The organism is Streptomyces luteosporeus (genome assembly GCF_039532865.1).
Lineage (GTDB): Bacteria > Actinomycetota > Actinomycetes > Streptomycetales > Streptomycetaceae > Streptomyces > Streptomyces luteosporeus.
In genome coordinates this window covers 43,160-59,723 of the sequence record NZ_BAAASL010000006.1, presented here as the reverse complement: position 1 = coordinate 59,723, position 16,564 = coordinate 43,160, and the positions used below count along the sequence as shown (strand labels likewise).

At 71.7% G+C, this 16,564-nt stretch carries 13 protein-coding genes; 5 read left to right on the top strand and 8 right to left on the bottom strand.

The window, feature by feature from the left end; all coding sequences use genetic code 11:
* Nucleotides 1–177: 177 nt before the first annotated feature.
* From ABD361_RS08975 to clpX, 3 genes are all read left to right on the top strand, one after another.
* Entirely contained in the window at nucleotides 178–783 is a 606-nt protein-coding gene (locus ABD361_RS08975) for an ATP-dependent Clp protease proteolytic subunit (RefSeq protein WP_344434596.1), read from the top strand.
* A gap of 65 nt (nucleotides 784–848) precedes the next feature.
* Nucleotides 849–1,502 carry an ATP-dependent Clp protease proteolytic subunit gene (locus tag ABD361_RS08970; RefSeq protein WP_344434330.1) on the top strand — a complete coding sequence of 218 codons (654 nt, stop codon included), beginning with the start codon at nucleotides 849–851 and terminating at the stop codon, nucleotides 1,500–1,502.
* Between the two features lie 171 nt (nucleotides 1,503–1,673).
* Entirely contained in the window at nucleotides 1,674–2,954 is a 1,281-nt protein-coding gene (gene clpX, locus ABD361_RS08965; RefSeq protein ID WP_344434329.1) for an ATP-dependent Clp protease ATP-binding subunit ClpX, read from the top strand.
* Nucleotides 2,955–3,022: 68 nt separating this feature from the next.
* On the opposite strand, the gene ABD361_RS08960 is transcribed toward clpX, so the two are convergent.
* The 3 genes from ABD361_RS08960 to ABD361_RS08950 all read right to left on the bottom strand — a co-directional run bounded on the left by ABD361_RS08960 (nucleotide 3,023) and on the right by ABD361_RS08950 (nucleotide 5,958).
* Entirely contained in the window at nucleotides 3,023–3,844 is an 822-nt protein-coding gene (locus ABD361_RS08960; RefSeq protein ID WP_344434328.1) for a hypothetical protein, read from the bottom strand.
* Nucleotides 3,845–3,947: 103 nt separating this feature from the next.
* Nucleotides 3,948–4,922 carry a hypothetical protein gene (locus ABD361_RS08955; protein WP_344434327.1) on the bottom strand — a complete coding sequence of 325 codons (975 nt, stop codon included), beginning with the start codon at nucleotides 4,920–4,922 and terminating at the stop codon, nucleotides 3,948–3,950.
* 22 nt (nucleotides 4,923–4,944) lie between these two features.
* Nucleotides 4,945–5,958, bottom strand: a complete 1,014-nt coding sequence (locus ABD361_RS08950) for a hypothetical protein (RefSeq protein WP_344434326.1) — start codon at nucleotides 5,956–5,958, stop codon at nucleotides 4,945–4,947.
* A 152-nt stretch (nucleotides 5,959–6,110) separates the two neighbouring features.
* On the opposite strand from ABD361_RS08950, the gene ABD361_RS08945 reads away from it, so the two are divergent.
* Nucleotides 6,111–8,747, top strand: a complete 2,637-nt coding sequence (locus tag ABD361_RS08945; protein WP_344434325.1) for a valine--tRNA ligase — start codon at nucleotides 6,111–6,113, stop codon at nucleotides 8,745–8,747.
* A 193-nt stretch (nucleotides 8,748–8,940) separates the two neighbouring features.
* Here the strand turns inward: ABD361_RS08945 and ABD361_RS08940 are convergent, their stop codons facing one another.
* The 5 genes from ABD361_RS08940 to ABD361_RS08920 form a co-directional block, all read right to left on the bottom strand.
* Nucleotides 8,941–10,122, bottom strand: a complete 1,182-nt coding sequence (locus ABD361_RS08940; RefSeq protein ID WP_344434324.1) for a hypothetical protein — start codon at nucleotides 10,120–10,122, stop codon at nucleotides 8,941–8,943.
* Between the two features lie 141 nt (nucleotides 10,123–10,263).
* The gene (locus ABD361_RS08935; protein ID WP_344434323.1) at nucleotides 10,264–11,631 is read right to left on the bottom strand and encodes an XrtP-associated glycosyltransferase; all 1,368 of its coding nucleotides are present in this window, start codon (nucleotides 11,629–11,631) and stop codon (nucleotides 10,264–10,266) included.
* Between the two features lie 198 nt (nucleotides 11,632–11,829).
* Entirely contained in the window at nucleotides 11,830–12,957 is a 1,128-nt protein-coding gene (gene wecB, locus ABD361_RS08930; RefSeq protein ID WP_344434595.1) for a non-hydrolyzing UDP-N-acetylglucosamine 2-epimerase, read from the bottom strand.
* 134 nt (nucleotides 12,958–13,091) lie between these two features.
* A complete protein-coding gene (locus ABD361_RS08925; RefSeq protein ID WP_344434322.1) occupies nucleotides 13,092–13,793 on the bottom strand; it encodes a response regulator transcription factor in 702 nt (233 codons plus the stop codon).
* On the bottom strand, nucleotides 13,790–14,908 hold the full coding sequence (locus ABD361_RS08920) for a PAS domain-containing sensor histidine kinase (RefSeq protein ID WP_344434320.1): 1,119 nt from the start codon (nucleotides 14,906–14,908) through the stop codon (nucleotides 13,790–13,792). The genes ABD361_RS08925 and ABD361_RS08920 overlap by 4 nt, the downstream gene beginning before the upstream one ends.
* A gap of 111 nt (nucleotides 14,909–15,019) precedes the next feature.
* On the opposite strand from ABD361_RS08920, the gene folC reads away from it, so the two are divergent.
* Complete coding sequence (folC, locus tag ABD361_RS08915; RefSeq protein ID WP_344434594.1) at nucleotides 15,020–16,564, top strand: bifunctional tetrahydrofolate synthase/dihydrofolate synthase; 1,545 nt, start codon at nucleotides 15,020–15,022, stop codon at nucleotides 16,562–16,564.

Here is a 16,564-nt window from a genome sequence, read left to right as displayed (position 1 = left end):
TTCCTGATGCGGGATGGCGCCCGCCGACCAGCGCGTTAGGGTCCGTAGATACGAGGGCAGGGGAGAAAAGGCAGCGCGCCGGCGCCCACCGGCACCGCAGCCCCCCGGTTCCCGAGAGAAGACGCGGAGACGGCCCGTTGCCGTCAGAGACGAGCAGGTGGACACGTGACGAATCTGATGCCTTCTGCCGCCGGTGACATCGCCATCGGTGGTGGCCTCGGCGACCAGGTCTACAACCGGCTGCTCGGGGAGCGGATCATCTTCCTCGGCCAGCAGGTCGACGACGACATCGCCAACAAGATCACCGCGCAGATGCTCCTCCTGGCCGCGGACCCGACCAAGGACATCTTCCTCTACATCAACAGCCCCGGTGGTTCGGTGACGGCCGGCATGGCGGTCTACGACACCATGCAGTACATCCCGAACGACGTCGTCACCATCGGCATGGGCCTGGCCGCCTCCATGGGCCAGTTCCTGCTCACCGGTGGCACCCCCGGCAAGCGCTTCGCGCTGCCGAACACCGACATCCTCATGCACCAGGGCTCCGCGGGCCTGGGCGGCACCGCCTCCGACATCAAGATCCAGGCCGAGCAGCTGCTGCGCACCAAGAAGCGCATGGCCGAGATCACGGCCGCGCACACCGGCCAGAGCGTCGAGACGATCATCCGCGACGGCGACCGCGACCGCTGGTTCACGGCCGAGGAGGCCAAGGAGTACGGGATCATCGACGAGATCATCACCCACGCCTCCGGCGTTCCGGGCGGCGGCGGCACCGGGGCCTGATCCCCGGCCGTACGCCAGCAAGCCGCAATCCAGCCCACCGACCGCCATCAGGAGTGAACACCCGCATGAACATCTCGTCCCCCAGCGGCCTCTACACGGGCCCGCAGGTCGAATCCCGCTACGTGGTCCCGCGCTTCGTCGAGCGCACCTCGCAGGGCGTGCGCGAGTACGACCCGTACGCGAAGCTCTTCGAGGAGCGCGTGATCTTCCTGGGCGTCCAGATCGACGACGCCTCCGCCAACGACGTCATGGCGCAGCTGCTGTGCCTGGAGTCGATGGACCCCGACCGTGACATCTCGATCTACATCAACTCGCCGGGCGGCTCGTTCACCGCGCTGACCGCGATCTACGACACGATGCAGTTCGTGAAGCCGGACATCCAGACGGTCTGCATGGGCCAGGCCGCCTCCGCCGCCGCGGTCCTGCTGGCCGCGGGCACCCCGGGCAAGCGCATGGCGCTGCCGAACGCCCGGGTGCTGATCCACCAGCCCTCCACCCAGACGGGCCGCGAGCAGCTGTCGGACCTGGAGATCGCCGCGCAGGAGATCCTTCGGATGCGCACGCAGCTGGAGGAGATGCTGGCCAAGCACTCCACCCAGCCGATCGAGAGGATCCGCGACGACATCGAGCGGGACAAGATCCTCACCGCTGAGGACGCGCTCGCTTACGGTCTGGTCGACCAGATCGTCTCGACGCGCAAGTCGTCCGTGGCCGTCTGACCGTCCTCATCGGTCAGCCGTCCCGGTTGCCACCGCGCCGTCCGCGACGGACCTCCCTTGGCCGAACAGGGCCAAGGGGGGCCCGCACCGGGGGCCCGGCAAGGTACCGTCGATAGGCAAGCACTCGGGTTCGCAGAACAAGGCGGATCCCAGGCGAAGGGGAAGCACCTCGTGGCACGCATCGGTGACGGCGGCGATCTGCTCAAGTGCTCGTTCTGCGGCAAGAGCCAGAAGCAGGTGAAGAAGCTCATCGCGGGTCCGGGTGTGTACATCTGCGACGAGTGCATCGACCTCTGCAACGAGATCATCGAGGAGGAGCTCGCGGAGACCTCCGAGGTCCGCTGGGAGGAGCTGCCCAAGCCCCGCGAGATCTACGAGTTCCTCGAGGGCTACGTCGTCGGCCAGGAGGCCGCCAAGAAGGCGCTGTCGGTCGCGGTCTACAACCACTACAAGCGGGTGCAGGCCGGGGAGAACGGCAGCCACCGCGACGACGGCATCGAGCTGGCGAAGTCCAACATCCTGCTGCTGGGCCCCACCGGCTCGGGCAAGACGCTGCTCGCCCAGACCCTCGCCCGCATGCTCAACGTCCCCTTCGCCATCGCCGACGCCACGGCCCTGACGGAGGCCGGCTACGTCGGCGAGGACGTCGAGAACATCCTGCTGAAGCTGATCCAGGCCGCCGACTACGACGTCAAGAAGGCCGAGACCGGCATCATCTACATCGACGAGATCGACAAGGTCGCCCGTAAGAGCGAAAATCCGTCGATCACACGGGACGTCTCCGGCGAGGGCGTCCAGCAGGCGCTGCTGAAGATCCTGGAGGGCACGACGGCCTCGGTGCCGCCGCAGGGCGGGCGCAAGCACCCGCACCAGGAGTTCATCCAGATCGACACGACGAACGTCCTGTTCATCGTGGGCGGCGCCTTCTCCGGCCTGGAGAAGATCATCGAGTCCCGGGCCGGGGCCAAGGGCATCGGCTTCGGCGCCACGATCCGCTCCAAGCGCGAGATCGAGGCCAGCGACCAGTTCCAGGAGGTCATGCCGGAGGACCTGGTGAAGTTCGGCATGATCCCCGAGTTCATCGGCCGGCTGCCCGTCATCACCTCCGTGCACAACCTCGACCGCGAGGCCCTGCTGCAGATCCTCGTCGAGCCGCGCAACGCCCTGGTCAAGCAGTACCAGCGGCTGTTCGAACTCGACGGCGTGGAGCTGGACTTCGACCGTCCGGCCCTCGAAGCCATCGCCGACCAGGCCATCCTGCGCGGCACCGGCGCCCGCGGCCTGCGCGCCATCATGGAAGAGGTCCTGATGTCGGTGATGTACGAGGTGCCCTCCCGCAAGGACGTCGCCCGCGTCGTCATCACCGCCGACGTCGTGCAGTCCAACGTCAACCCGACCCTCGTCCCGCGCACCCGCGCCGAGCAGGGCGAGCGCCACGAGAAGAGCGCCTGACGACAGCCCGGGCACGAGAAGGGGGCTCCCGCCACACGGCGGGAGCCCCCTTTTCCGCTCTCGGAGGCCTACTGCTCCTCCTGCTCCTTGCGCGTCTCCGTGCGCACGGTGGCGGTGGCCGCGGCCAGTTCCTGGGCGGTCATGGCGTTGCCGCTGGCGGAGACCTCCGCACCGGTCGCGAGCCCGCCCACGGTCTTGGAGACCGTGTGCTGCACGACGCCGATGGTGTCGGAGTCGCCCCAGACGCACACCGAGCTCTCGGTCGAGGACGAGATCGTGCCGTAGGAATAACTGCTCTTGTCCGCCTTGCACTTCATCACCGCCCCGTTGAAGCCGCCGGGCGCGATGTCCGTCCACGGCGTGACGTTCTGCACGTTGGTCTTGGCGGCGCCCAGCAGCTTCTTGCGGGACTCCTCCATCCGGGCGATGAGCGCCTCCACCGTCTTGCGGGGGTTGGCGATCTTCCCGTAGGCGCCGCTGACCGACAGGCGCTGCTTGTCCGTGTTGGTGTAGCTCTGGGAGACGGTCGTGCCGCCCTCGATGCCGAGCGCCTTGGCGTCCTCGTTGTCGGCGATGGACTCGGGCTGCTTGTCCGGGGCCGAGGTCGACAGCTTGGTGTACTTGCCGCCCAGCACCGCGTCCGGCATGACGAGCATGTACGGCTTCTTCCCACCGCTGCCGCCGATGGCGCCGGTGGAGTACAGGTACCCGCCCACGGCGGCGCCCACCAGCACGAGGGCGCCGACGCTGATGCCGATCGCCTTGCCCTTGCCGCGCCGCGGCGGCTCCTGTTGGTAGGGCGGGGCGGGCTCCCCGTACGGCGTGGGGGAGTACTGCTGGGCGTACGGCTGTGGGGGAGCACCGTACGGGCCCGGCTGGTTGTAGCTCATCGTGTCCTTTTCGACGCAGGATCATTCCGTGGGGGGTCTGCGTCATCCTTGCGACGGCTGGTACCGGCTTGAGGTCGAGCCCGCAACGGTTTCGGAACGACGGCTACTGCTTCGTAACTTCGACGCGCGTCTCCTTGCGCAGTTTCGCGGTGCGCTCGGCGGCGTCCTGGAGGGTCACTTCGGGCCCGCCGGGCACCAGCGCCGAGGCGTCGGCGACGAAGACGGTGCCGACGGTGCTGTGGTCGGCCCAGATGCACAGCGGCATCTTGAACGTCCGCGAGCCCAGCTCCCCGCCGGAGTACTGGGTCTTCTGGCACTTCAACACCGCGCCCGGTTCGAGTCCGGCGGGCGTCATCTTCTGCGGGTCGCCGTCGAGCGTGGTCTTCGTCCCGTCGGACTTCTGTTTCGACGACGCGATCGACACGCTCAGGAACATGCTGTCCACGGTGGCCTCGGGGTCCTTGACCTGCCCGTAGAGGCCGGTCAACTTCAGCCCCTTGCGCTCGGCCGCCGTGCCCTCGGTCACGTAGCCGGCGCTGACGTTCTGCGCGTCCTTGACGCCCAGCAGCAGAAGGCTCTTCTGGTCGACGGAGGCGAAGCCGCCGCCGCTGCCGCTGGGGTCCTTCTTGTACGCGCCGTCGAGCACGGTGTCGGGGGTGACGAGCTTGTAGCGCTTGCCGTCGTCGCCCGGGGCGAGCGAGGAGGCGGAGGCGGAAGGGGAGGGGGAGGCCGAAGCGCTGGAACGCGCGGCGGCCTTGGCGTCGTCCTTGCCGCCGTCCTGCTTGCCGGCCAAAAGGACGTACCCGCCCCCGGCGATCGCGCCGACGAGGACCACCGCGCCGATGGCGATGCCGATGGCCTTGCCCTTGCCGGAGCGCTGATCGGGCACCGGCGGCGGGTAGGGCGACGGGTACGCCGGCGGGTAACCGCCGGCGTTCTGGTACGGGCCCGGCTGCTGGGCGTACGGCGCCTGCGGCGGCTGCTGGGGCATCGGGGGCTGCTGGGCGTAGGGGTTGGGCTGCTGGGGCGGCTGCTGCGGCGGCACGCCGTACGGGCCCGGCTGCGGGGGCTGACTCATGGCTGCGCGGTGTCCTCTCCGGCTACTGCTTCGGTATCTCGACCCGCACGTCGCGGCGGGTCTTCGCGGTCAGTTCGGCGGCCTGCTCCAGCGGGACCTGCTTGCCGGCGAGCACCGCGGCCTGGTCCAGGGAGAGGACCATCGCCGTGGTGCTGTGGTCGGCCCACACGCACATCTGCATGGTGATCGGCTTGCCGCCCGGCGCCGTCGTGCCCACCAGGCGGGTCTGCTGGCACTTCATGACGGCGCCGTCGTCGAGCCCGGCGGGGGAGACCCGCTCGGCCGAGCCGATGAGCTCCATGTTGTCGTTGGTGCCCTTTTTGATCGCCGTCCGCAGGGACAGGAACATGCCGTCCACCACGCCCTCGGGCCGCTTGATGGTTCCCCACGCGCCCATGAAGCGGATGCGCTTCTGCGTCATCACGGGGGCGTCGGTCTGGTAGGCGCCCGAGATCGACTCGGGGTCGGCGACACCGATCTGCCGCAGCTCGGTCTTCTCGTCCGCGCCGAACGCGGGCACGTTCGCGTCCGGGTCCTTCTTGTACTCGCCGGCGAGGATCGCGTCGGGCGCGGTGAGCTTGTAGCGCTTGCCGGAGGTCGCCGTGGTGCCGCCGCCCCCGCCGCCCTTGCCGCCGGCCAGGAGCACGAAGCCGCCCGCGACGATCGCGCCGACCAGGATCACCGCGCCGAGCGCGATGCCGATGGCCTTGCCGGTGTTGCTCTGCTTCGGCGGCACCGGCGGCGGGTACGGCCCCGGCATCCCCGGCTGCCCGTACCCGGCACCGTACGGCCCGGGCTGCTGCGGCGCCCCGTACGGCCCCGGCTGACCCGGCGCACCGTACGGCCCCGGCTGGGGCGCGCCGTACGGGCCCGGCGCGGGGGTGCCGTACGGGCCGGGCTGCGGGGGCGCGCCGTAGGGCGCCGGGGGCTGCTGCGGGTAGCCGTAGCCCGGCTGGGCTCCGCCCTGGCCGTAGGGGCCCGGCTGCTGGGGTGGCTGCTGCGGCGCGCCGTACGGGCCGGGCTGGTGCTGGCTCATCGTCTCTCTCTTGTCGCCGTGAGGTGGGGCAGGGGGTGGCCGAACGTGTGCGCGTCATCCTCCCGGATGGCCTGTCCATGGCGAACGGCGGGGCGGAGAGGGGGCGGAAAGCAGTTCGTGACCTGTCACCGGTGACCCGTAGAATTCCGTCCGTGACCGATAACACTCAGCAGAGCCCCGGACGCGGGCCCAAGGACAGCACCCCCGAACTGCCGACCCAGTACGCGCCGGCCGAGGTAGAGGGGCCGCTGTACGAGCGCTGGGTAGAGCGGGGTTACTTCGAGGCGGACGAGAAGAGCGAGAAGCCTCCGTACACCATCGTCATCCCCCCGCCGAACGTCACCGGCTCGCTCCACCTCGGACACGCGTTCGAGCACACCCTGATCGACGCGCTGACCCGCCGCAAGCGGATGCAGGGCTTCGAGACGCTGTGGCAGCCCGGCATGGACCACGCCGGCATCGCCACGCAGAACGTCGTCGAGCGGGAGCTGGCCAAGGAGGGCAAGTCCCGGCACGACCTCGGCCGTGAGGCCTTCGTCGAGCGCGTCTGGAAGTGGAAGGCCGAGTCCGGCGGCCAGATCTCGGGCCAGATGAAGCGCCTCGGCGACGGCGTCGCCTGGTCGCGCGAGCGCTTCACCATGGACGAGGGCCTCTCCAAGGCCGTCCAGACGATCTTCAAGAAGCTCTACGACGACGAGCTGATCTACCGCGCCGAGCGCATCATCAACTGGTGCCCGCGCTGCCTGACCGCCATCTCGGACATCGAGGTGGAGTACCAGGACGACGACGGCGAGCTCGTGTCCATCAAGTACGGCGAGGGCGACGCCTCCATCGTGGTGGCCACCACCCGCGCCGAGACGATGCTCGGCGACACCGCCGTGGCCGTCCACCCCGAGGACGAGCGCTACAAGCACCTCATCGGCACCGAGATCGAGCTGCCGCTGACCGGCCGCCGCATCCCCGTCGTCGCCGACGCGCACGTCGACCCCGGCTTCGGCACCGGCGCCGTCAAAGTCACCCCGGCCCACGACCCGAACGACTTCGAGATCGGCCGCCGCCACGACCTGCCGTCGCTGACCGTCCTCGACGAGCACGGCATCATCACCGTCCACGGCCCCTTCCAGGGCCTGGACCGCTTCGAGGCCCGCTCCGCCATCGTCGGCGCCCTGCGCGCCGAGGGCCGCATCGTCGCCGAGAAGCGCCCCTACGTGCACTCCGTCGGCCACTGCTCGCGCTGCAAGACGACGCTGGAGCCGCGCCAGTCCATGCAGTGGTGGGTCAAGGTGGGCCCGCTGGCCGAGGCCGCCAGCGGCGCCGTCCGCGACGGCAAGGTCAAGATCCACCCGCAGGAGATGGAGAAGCGGTACTTCGACTGGGTCGACAACCTCCACGACTGGTGCATCTCGCGCCAGCTGTGGTGGGGCCACCGCATCCCCGTCTGGTACGGCCCGAACGGCGAGACCGTCTGCGTCGGCCCCGACGAGCAGCCGCCCACCGGCGAGGGCTGGCACCAGGAGACCGACGTCCTGGACACCTGGTTCTCCTCGGGCCTGTGGCCCTTCTCCACCCTCGGCTGGCCCGAGCGGACCGAGAGCCTGGAGAAGTTCTACCCGAACTCCGTCCTGGTCACCGGCTACGACATCCTCTTCTTCTGGGTCGTCCGGATGATGATGTTCGGCCTGTACGCGATGGACGGCACCCCGCCGTTCCACACCATCGCCCTGCACGGCATGGTCCGCGACCAGTTCGGCAAGAAGATGTCGAAGTCCTTCGGCAACGCGGTCAACCCGCTGGACTGGATGGACACCTACGGCTCCGACGCCGTCCGCTTCACCCTCGCCCGCGGCGCCAACCCCGGCGTGGACGTGCCCATCGGCGAGGACTGGGTCCAGGGCTCGCGCAACTTCGCCAACAAGGTGTGGAACGCGACCCGCTTCGCCCTGATGAACGGCGCGACGGTCGAGGGCGAGCTGCCGCCCGCCGAGAAGATGTCGGCGACGGACCGCTGGATCCTCTCCCGCCTGAACACGGTGGTCGCCGAGGTCGACGCGTACTACGACGACTACCAGTTCGCCAAGCTCACCGACACCCTCTTCCACTTCGCGTGGGACGAGGTCTTCGACTGGTACGTCGAGCTGTCGAAGACCACGTTCATGGGCGGCGGCGAGCAGGCCGAGGTCTCCGCCCGCGTCCTGGGCGAGGTCCTCGACGTCACCCTCAAGCTGCTGCACCCCGTCGTGCCCTTCGTCACCGAGACGCTGTGGACGGCACTGACGGGCAAGGAGTCGGTCGTCATCGCCGACTGGCCCGTCGACAGCGGCTTCCGCGACGCCGAGGCCGAGCGTGAGATCGAGAACCTCCAGCAGGTCATCACCGAGGTCCGCCGCTTCCGCTCCGACCAGGGCCTGCAGCCCGGCCAGAAGGTCCCGGCCCGCCTGGACCTGTCGGGCACCGCGCTGGCCGCCCACGAGGCCGCCATCCGCCAGCTGCTGCGCCTGCAGCCGGCCGAGGACGGCTTCCAGGCCACGGCCAGCCTGCCGGTGGCCGGCGCCACGGTCGAGCTCGACCTGTCCGGTGCGATCGACTTCGAGGCCGAGCGCAAGCGCCTGACGAAGGACTTGGCGGCGGCGGAGAAGGAGAAGGCCCAGGCGAACGCCAAGCTCGGCAACGAGGCGTTCCTGGCCAAGGCGCCCGACAACGTGGTGGAGAAGATCCGCACGCGGCTCGCCACGGCCGAGGCCGACATCGAGCGCATCACCGGCCAGCTCCGGGCCCTGCCGGGCGCCTGAGCGCAGGCCGATGCGAAGGGCCCCCGTCGCGCGAGCGACGGGGGCCCTTTCTTGTGCAGCGCCCCATAGGGGCGCGGGGCCGTGTCGACCTGCGGCTGCCGCCGCGTGGGCGCGACCGGCCACCGACGGCCCGGCGCAGCACGGCACTCCGTCTGCGAGCGCGTCGTGGCTTGTCGCGCAGTTCCCCGCGCCCCTACGGGGCGCCGTGGTGGCGGGCCTCCCAGGGCCTGGTGCGGCCCGGGTCCCACATCGGGCCCCACGGGCCCTCCACCGGTTCCTCCTCCACCCGGCCCAGGGGCCGGTGCTGATTGCGCTCGCGCCGGTCGCGTACCGGGGCGAAGAGCACGTACGCCGTGGAGACCACCACGAACCCCAGCCTGATCAGGCCGCGCGCCGACTCGTCCGGGACGAGGAAGACGCTGCCGTACAGCACCAGCAGCGCGATCCAGCTCCACCACGGCACCAGGCGCCGCTGCCCGCACACGTCCCACAGGAGCGTGCCCAGCAGCACCGAGGCCGTGTAGTAGGTGTAGACGCTCGGGTCCAGCATGATGCGCGCGTTGGCGCCCAGCAGCACCACTGCCGCCCACCGGCCCCGCCACACGGCGATCGTGCCCAGCGCCAGGCCCAGCGCCGCCTGCGCGGGCCGCGCCCAGCTCGGCGTCTGCGGGTCGTTGGCGCCCAGCCAGCGCAGCGCCGAGGCCGGGTTGTTGGGAATGGTGAACTTCGCGGCGGCGAAGGAGTCCGGGGCGACCACGAAGAACGGCAGCCAGGCCACCGCCACCAGCGCCGCGCACCACAGCCCCGCCCGCAGCCAGCGCTCCTTCGGCAGCGCCAGCAGCAGCGGGACGAACGCCAGCGCCGTGGGCTTGGAATCCAGGGCCAGCGCCATGCAGATGCCGGTCGCGGCGGCGTTGCAGCGCGTCAGGTAGTACACGGCCAGCGCGGTGAAGAACAGCGCGAGGACGTCGTCGAGATGCGCGAAGCGGACCGAGACCTCGATCCACATGGGAGTGAACGCCAGCCCGGCGATCAGTACGCGCTGCCGCAGCCGCTGGTGGTTGGTGCCGGTGCCCAGGAAGTGCCGCGCCGCGCTGCGACCGGCGAGCACCAGGACCACCAGGCCCAGCGTCGACATCAGCGCCTCGGCCAGCACCTGCCCGACCTCGGCCGGGAAGGGGTTGAACAGGCCGGCCACGAGGAAGCTGATGGGACCCATCTGCAGTTCGGGGTGGCGGGCGTAGAGGTTCAGCCCGCCGTCCCCGGACGACCCGTAGATCAGCTCGCCGCCGGTGCGGAGGTAGTGCCAGGAGAAGCCCCCGCTGGGCTCGACGATGGCGAACCAGAGCACGGCCCACGCCGTGAGCAGGACCAAGTGTGTCCGGTTGCCGATGTGGGGTGTGCGCACAACGCTCCCGTTCCGCCACCCGGAACCGCTCCGGGCATGAATGTCACCGTCGGTCAGATGGCGGAAACGGAAGGAAGGTTGCTCCGATCGGGTGGGCTGTGGCGGGGCTCACGCCTCGATGGCCACCGGGCCCGACGCAGTGCTCTCGGCATTGCGGCGGGTCTTCGCCCAGCCGTTGCGGCCGCGCAGCATCCGCACGAAACCGCGCGCCGACGCCGGGAAGAGATGGTAGGCGTACAGCCACAGGGCCAGCCCCCACAGCACCGCCGTCAGCAGCGAACGGTCGGAGGCGAAGTCCCGGCGGTAGACCGGGCCCCACAGCACGAACGGCCCGATCGACAGCACGGCCAGCCCCAGCACCAGCGGCCACAGCGCCAGCATGCCGCCGAAGGCCGCACCCACGCCGTCCTCGGCGGCCGTGAGGCCCAGCAGGACGAACATCACCGCGCACAGCGCCAGCGTCACCAGGTGCGCGACCGGCTGCAGGAACGTGTACAGCGTCTCCAGCACGCCCCTGCCACCGTAGTGGCGGGAGGAGACGATGCGGGGCGCGTAGCGCACGCACTGCAGGTTGCCCTGCGCCCAGCGGGTGCGCTGGGTCAGGAAGCGGCGGCCGTGCGGCAGGCCCTCCTGGGAGACCCAGGTGTCGGCTATGTGCGCTATGCGGTCACCGGACAGGATCATGTGCAGGCCCAGCTCGTAGTCCTCCAGCAGCGCACCGCGCTGCCACGGGCGGCGCTCCGCGGCGGCTATCCGGTCCAGGGAGGCGAGCCGGGTGAACTGGCCGTTGCCGCCGAGACCGACGGAACCGGTACGGCCGCGCAGCAGCTGCATGCCGGCGTTTGAGACGGAGAACTCCATGTCCTGCATGCGCACCAGCAGGCGCGCGAAGGCGTTCGCGACGCGGCCGCGGTCCTCGCCGAGCGGGTGCTTCTCGCCGGCGTTGCGCATCCGGACGCTGACCTGGACGCCGCCGACCTCGGGGTCGCCGAAGCCCTGCGGGCCGCTGACACGGGCCAGGGCGTCGGGGGCGAGCTGGCCGTCGGCGTCGACGACGCACACCACGACGCGCTCGCGGTCGGTGTCCTTCGACAGGAACTCGTTCAGCTCGTCGTACGCGGCGTTGAGCGCCGCGCCCTTGCCCTGGCGGGCGTGCGGACGGTGCCGGCGCACGAGGTGCACCCGGCGGTCCTCCTCGGAGAGCCCGGCGACGATGGCGCCCGTGCGGTCGTCACTGTCGTCGTCGATGACCCACACGTGCGCGGCCGGGTGATCGGCGCGCAGCCGCGCGACGGTGGTGCCGACGACGGCCTCCTCGTCCCGGCACGGAACGAAGAAGTGCCAGCCGAACGCGTCGGGGTTGCCGTTCTCCACGGCGGGGCGGCGCAGGTAGGCGTGGCGGGCGCCGGCCCAGTAGAGGAGGAAGCAGAGGAGGAGGAAGAAGGGGAAGGCGAGGAGGAAGGGGTTCGAGAACATGCGGCTGCGCTGTGCTCCGGTGAGGGTGGGATGCGGGTTGCGGTGCGTGGCCCTGCGGGCGGCTGGCCCCGGTCCCGCCCTTTCGCCGTTTCCAAGGGGGCTGCGCCCCCTTGCACCCCCCTTGCCGCGCTTCGCGCGGACAGGGGTCCGGGGCGGAGCCCCGGGGAACGGTGGAAGGGCGGGGTCGGGGAATGACTCCTACGCCGCGGCGGCCAGTTCGGCCGGGGCCGCGATCGCCGTCAGCAGGGTGACGATGCGCTCCGACGCGCGCCCGTCCCCGAAGGGGCTCGGCAGGGTGGCGAGCCGTGCCAGCCCCGCCGGGCCCTCGGCCAGGCGGCGCCGGGCCGCCGCACCGATCCCGGGCCCCGGCTCCACCAGCTCCGCGAAGTCCGCCATGGCCTCCGGCCGCTCCGTGGAGCGCCGCACCACGACCAGTGGCCGGCCGAGGACGGTGCACTCCTCCTGGATGCCGCCGGAGTCGGAGACGAGCAGTGCCGCGTGCCGGGCGAGGCCGAGGAACTCGGCGTAGCCGAGCGGCGCGGTGACGGTCAGCGGGGCGAGGAGGCCGCCGAGGCCGGCGGCCTCGATGCGGCCGCGGGTGCGCGGGTGCAGCGGCAGCAGGACGGGCCGGTCGGCCGAGGCCAGGGCGCCGAGCTCGGTGAGGACGGCCCGCAGGGCGGCCGTGGAGTCGGTGTTCTCGGGCCGGTGCACGGTGGCCAGGACGTAGCCGTCGGCCACGAGCCCGTGACTCTGCAGGAGCGCGGCGCGCTCCGCGGCGGCGGGCAGCTGCCCGTGGACGGCCTCGACGACCGTGTTGCCGGTGACGGCGATGCGCGCGTCGTCGATGCCTTCGGCGAGCAGGTTGGCCCGGTTGTCCTCGGTGGCGGCGCACAGCACGTCGGCGATGCGGTCGATCAGGACGCGGTTGTGCTCCTCGGGCATGTTGCGGTCGTGGCTGCGCAGGCCGGCCTCGACGTGCAGCAGCGGGATGCCGCGGGCGTTGGCGGCCAGGGCGCCGGCGAGGGCGGCGTTGGTGTCGCCCTGGACGACGACGGCCAGCGGCGGCTCGGCGGTGAAGAGGTCGTCGAGCTGGGCCAGGGCGGCGGAGATCTGGACGGCGCGGGGCTGTCCGCCGACGCCGGTGAGGAAGGTCGGCTCGGGCAGGCCCAGCTCGGTCAGGAAGCGGCCGGAGAGGTTCTCGTCGTAGTGCTGCCCGGTGTGGACGAGGTGCGCGGCGGGGCCGAGGAGGCGCACGAGGTCGGTGAGCTTGACGAGCTCGGGGCGGGTGCCGAGGACGATCGCGACGCTGCGCGGGGGCAGGGACAGCACGAGAAGGACTCCTGGAGCGGACGACGACGGCGAACGCTCACGAGCCTGTGGTGCGTCGGTTGCGGGGCGGGAGGGTCTTCGGTTGCCGGACGGTTGCGAACGGATGATCGGGGACCTTGGTCCCGGTGCGGTCAGGGACCTTCGTCCCCCGGCGGCCGGTAGCGGTAGCCGAGGCCGCGCACGGCCTCCAGCGGGTCGGCGGCCTCGTCGCCCGCGGCCTGGCGCAGTTTGCGGCGCAGCCGCAGCACCGCGAACTTCACCCGTTCCCGGCCGGTGCCCTCCGGGTCGTCCCAGACGCGGTCCAGCAGCTGCTCGGTGGTGATCACCCGGCCGCGGTTGCGGACGAGGAGCTGCAGCAGCCGGTACTCGATGTCGCTGAGCCGGGTCTCGTGGCCCTGCCAGATCGCCGAGCGGCGTTCGGGCACCAGGCGCAGCCCGTCCTCGCCGTGGTTCTCGCCCGCCCAGCGGGCGGGGGCGCTGCGGCGCAGCAGCGCCTCGACGCGGGCGAGGAGCTCGTCGTTGCCGAAGGGCTTGGGAAGGTAGTCGTCGGCGCCGGCGCGCAGGCCGCGTACGCGGTCGCTCTCGGCGCCGCGCGCGGTGAGCAGCAGGACGGGCAGGTCGGACATGTCGCGGGTGCGCTCCAGCACGTCCCAGCCGTCGAGGCCGGGCAGGCCGATGTCGAGGATCATCAGGGCGGGGCGTTCGGCGAACAGCAGCCGCAGGGCCTCGCGGCCGTCCTCGGCGTGCAGGGCCTCGTAGCCGTTGCGGGCGAGCAGGACGCGTACGGCCAGGGCCAGGTCGGGGTCGTCCTCGACGAGAAGGACGCGGGTCATGGCGCTCCTCCGGCCGGGTCGGCGGCGTGGGGTCCGGCAGCGGGTCCGGCAGCGGGTCCGGCGACCGGCAGCCGGATGCGGAAGGCCGCGCCCTCGCCGGCCCGGCCGCCGGCGGTGATGGTGCCGGCGTGGAGTTCGACGACGGTGCGGGCGATGGCCAGGCCCAGGCCGGTGCCGGGGTAGCCGCCGGAGCGGGCGTTGGGGGCGCGGACGAAGCCGGTGAAGATCTCGTGGCGGGACTCCTCGGGGATGCCGATGCCGGTGTCGGTGACCTCGATGTCCCAGTGCACCCCGCGCAGGGCCGCGGCGATGCCGATGCGGCCGCCGGGCGGGGTGAACTTGGCGGCGTTCTCCAGCAGGTTTCCCAGTACGTGCCGCAGCCGGTGCGCGTCGCCGCGCAGGGTGGGTCCGGGCGCGCAGTCCAGGACGGCGAACAGGCCGGCGCGCTCGATGGCGGGCATGTGTTCCAGGAGGGCGTCCAGGAGCAGCTGCGGCACGTCGATGTCGCCGAGCTCCAGTCCGGGCTCGGCTCCCGGGGCCCGCATCCGGGTGGTCAGCAGCAGGTCGGAGATCACCCGCTGCATGCGTTCGGCGTTGCGCCGGATGGCCTGCAGGAAGGACTGCTGCTCGTCGGTGAGGGTGCCGAAGGACGGGTCGGCGAGGAGCTCGCCGAAGCTGCTGATGGACGACAGGGGGGTGCGCAGCTCGTGGGAGGCGGCGGCGGTGAAGGCGTTGCGCTGCCGGGCCAGCTCGGTCAGGGCCCGGTTGTCGCGCTCCAGGTCGCGCTCGCGGCGTTTGGCGGCGGTGATGTCGGTGAAGACCCACAGGGCGCCCAGGTACGCGTCCCCGTCGCGCAGGGGCTCGACCTCGCGGCGGACGACGCGGCCGTCGGCGAGCGGCAGCTCGGCGACCCGGTGCACATGGACGCCGGGGGTCGGGGCCGCGCCGCTGCCGGGGCCCGGCACGCCGAACAGCTCGGTGAAGCGGCGGTTGACGGCCAGGACCTCGTCGGTGGGGCCCTGCAGGAGGGCGCCGCCGGGCAGCGCCTCCAGGACCGCCTGCAGGACGGCCTGCAGCCGGTCCGGGTCCTTCGGGCCCCCGGACGCCGATGCCATCGTCTCCCAACGTAGGGCAAAGCGGATCAATCCGCTCCCCTTGGCGCCGGGGGCGCCCCGGCCCCGCGGCCGCCCGGGGTCCGTAGACTGGTCGCCGTGAGCGAGCGCCCCATGAACGACGACAACGGCGATACCGGACGTGACGAGGCCGGTGAAACCGGCGGAAACGACGCGAACGAGACGTTCGAGGAGATCGTCGAGACCGAGACCGGCCGTGACCCCGACCTGGCCGTGATCGAGGCCGGCAGCCGGACCCTGCGCACCCAGGCCGGGCCGCCGCAGGGCGACGGCGTGCCCGCCCGTCCGGAGGACCCCGAGGTCGACCGGGCGCTGCGCGAGGTGGAGGCCGAGCTCGCCGGGCGCTGGGGCGAGACCAAGCTCGACCCCTCGCTGGGCCGCATGGAGGCCCTCATGGACATCCTGGGCCAGCCGCAGCGCGCCTACCCCGCCATCCACATCACCGGCACCAACGGCAAGACCAGCACCGCCCGCATGATCGAGGCGCTGCTGGGCGCCTTCGACCTGCGCACCGGCCGCTACACCAGCCCGCACGTGCAGTCGGTCACCGAGCGCATCAGCCTGGACGGCGCGCCGATCGCCGCCGAGCGCTTCATCGAGACCTACCGCGACATCGAGCCGTACGTGCGCATGGTCGACGAGCGCGAGGAGTTCCGGCTCTCCTTCTTCGAGGTCCTCACGGGCATGGCGTACGCCGCCTTCGCCGACGCGCCGGTCGACGTGGCCGTCGTCGAGGTGGGCATGGGCGGCACCTGGGACGCCACCAACGTCGTCGACGGCACCGTGGCCGTGGTCACGCCGATAGCGCTCGACCACACCGACCGGCTGGGCACCACGCCCGCCGAGATCGCCACCGAGAAGGCCGGCATCATCAAGACCGGCGCCACCGCGGTGGTCGCCCAGCAGCCCGTGGACGCCGCCCAGGTGCTCCTCAAGCACGCCGTCGAGGTGGACGCCACGGTCGCCCGCGAGGGCATGGAGTTCGGCGTCGTCTCCCGCGAGGTCGCCGTCGGCGGCCAGCTGCTGACCCTGCGCGGCCTGGGCGGCGAGTACGAGGACGTCTTCCTGCCGCTGTACGGGGCGCACCAGGCGCACAACGCCGCCGTCGCGCTGGCCGCCGTCGAGGCCTTCTTCGGCATCGGCTCGCAGCACGCCCGGCCGCTGGACATCGACACCGTGCGCCGCGCCTTCGCCTCCGTCACCTCCCCGGGCCGCCTGGAGGTCGTGCGCCGCAGCCCCACCGTCGTCCTGGACGCCGCGCACAACCCGGCCGGCGCGCAGGCCACGGCCGAGGGCATCACCGAGGCGTTCGGCTTCAGCCGCCTGATCGGCGTCGTCGGCACCAGCGGCGACAAGGACGTCAAGGGCCTGCTCGAGGCCTTCGAGCCGGTCTTCGCCGAGGTCGTCGTCACCCGCAACTCCACCCCGCGCGCCATGGACGTCGACGAGCTGGCCGCCCTGGCGGTCGAGGTCTTCGGCGCCGAGCGCGTGCAGGTCGAGCCGCGCCTGGACGACGCGCTGGAGGCGGCGATCACCCTGGCCGAGGAGGAGGACGAGTACGCCGGCGCCGGCGTCCTGGTCACCGGCTCGGTCGTCACGGTCGGCGAGGCCCGGCTGCTGCTGAAGGGCAGGGGCTGA

Excerpts from the sequence above, each read along its gene's own strand:
- folC (WP_344434594.1), top strand. The coding sequence starts at position 15,020 with ATGAACGACGACAACGGCGATACCGGACGTGACGAGGCCGGTGAAACC.
- ABD361_RS08950 (WP_344434326.1), bottom strand. The coding sequence starts at position 5,958 with ATGAGCCAGCACCAGCCCGGCCCGTACGGCGCGCCGCAGCAGCCACCC.
- ABD361_RS08920 (WP_344434320.1), bottom strand. The coding sequence starts at position 14,908 with ATGGCATCGGCGTCCGGGGGCCCGAAGGACCCGGACCGGCTGCAGGCC.
- ABD361_RS08960 (WP_344434328.1), bottom strand. The coding sequence starts at position 3,844 with ATGAGCTACAACCAGCCGGGCCCGTACGGTGCTCCCCCACAGCCGTAC.
- ABD361_RS08970 (WP_344434330.1), top strand. The coding sequence starts at position 849 with ATGAACATCTCGTCCCCCAGCGGCCTCTACACGGGCCCGCAGGTCGAA.
- ABD361_RS08925 (WP_344434322.1), bottom strand. The coding sequence starts at position 13,793 with ATGACCCGCGTCCTTCTCGTCGAGGACGACCCCGACCTGGCCCTGGCC.
- ABD361_RS08955 (WP_344434327.1), bottom strand. The coding sequence starts at position 4,922 with ATGAGTCAGCCCCCGCAGCCGGGCCCGTACGGCGTGCCGCCGCAGCAG.
- ABD361_RS08935 (WP_344434323.1), bottom strand. The coding sequence starts at position 11,631 with ATGTTCTCGAACCCCTTCCTCCTCGCCTTCCCCTTCTTCCTCCTCCTC.
- ABD361_RS08975 (WP_344434596.1), top strand. The coding sequence starts at position 178 with ATGCCTTCTGCCGCCGGTGACATCGCCATCGGTGGTGGCCTCGGCGAC.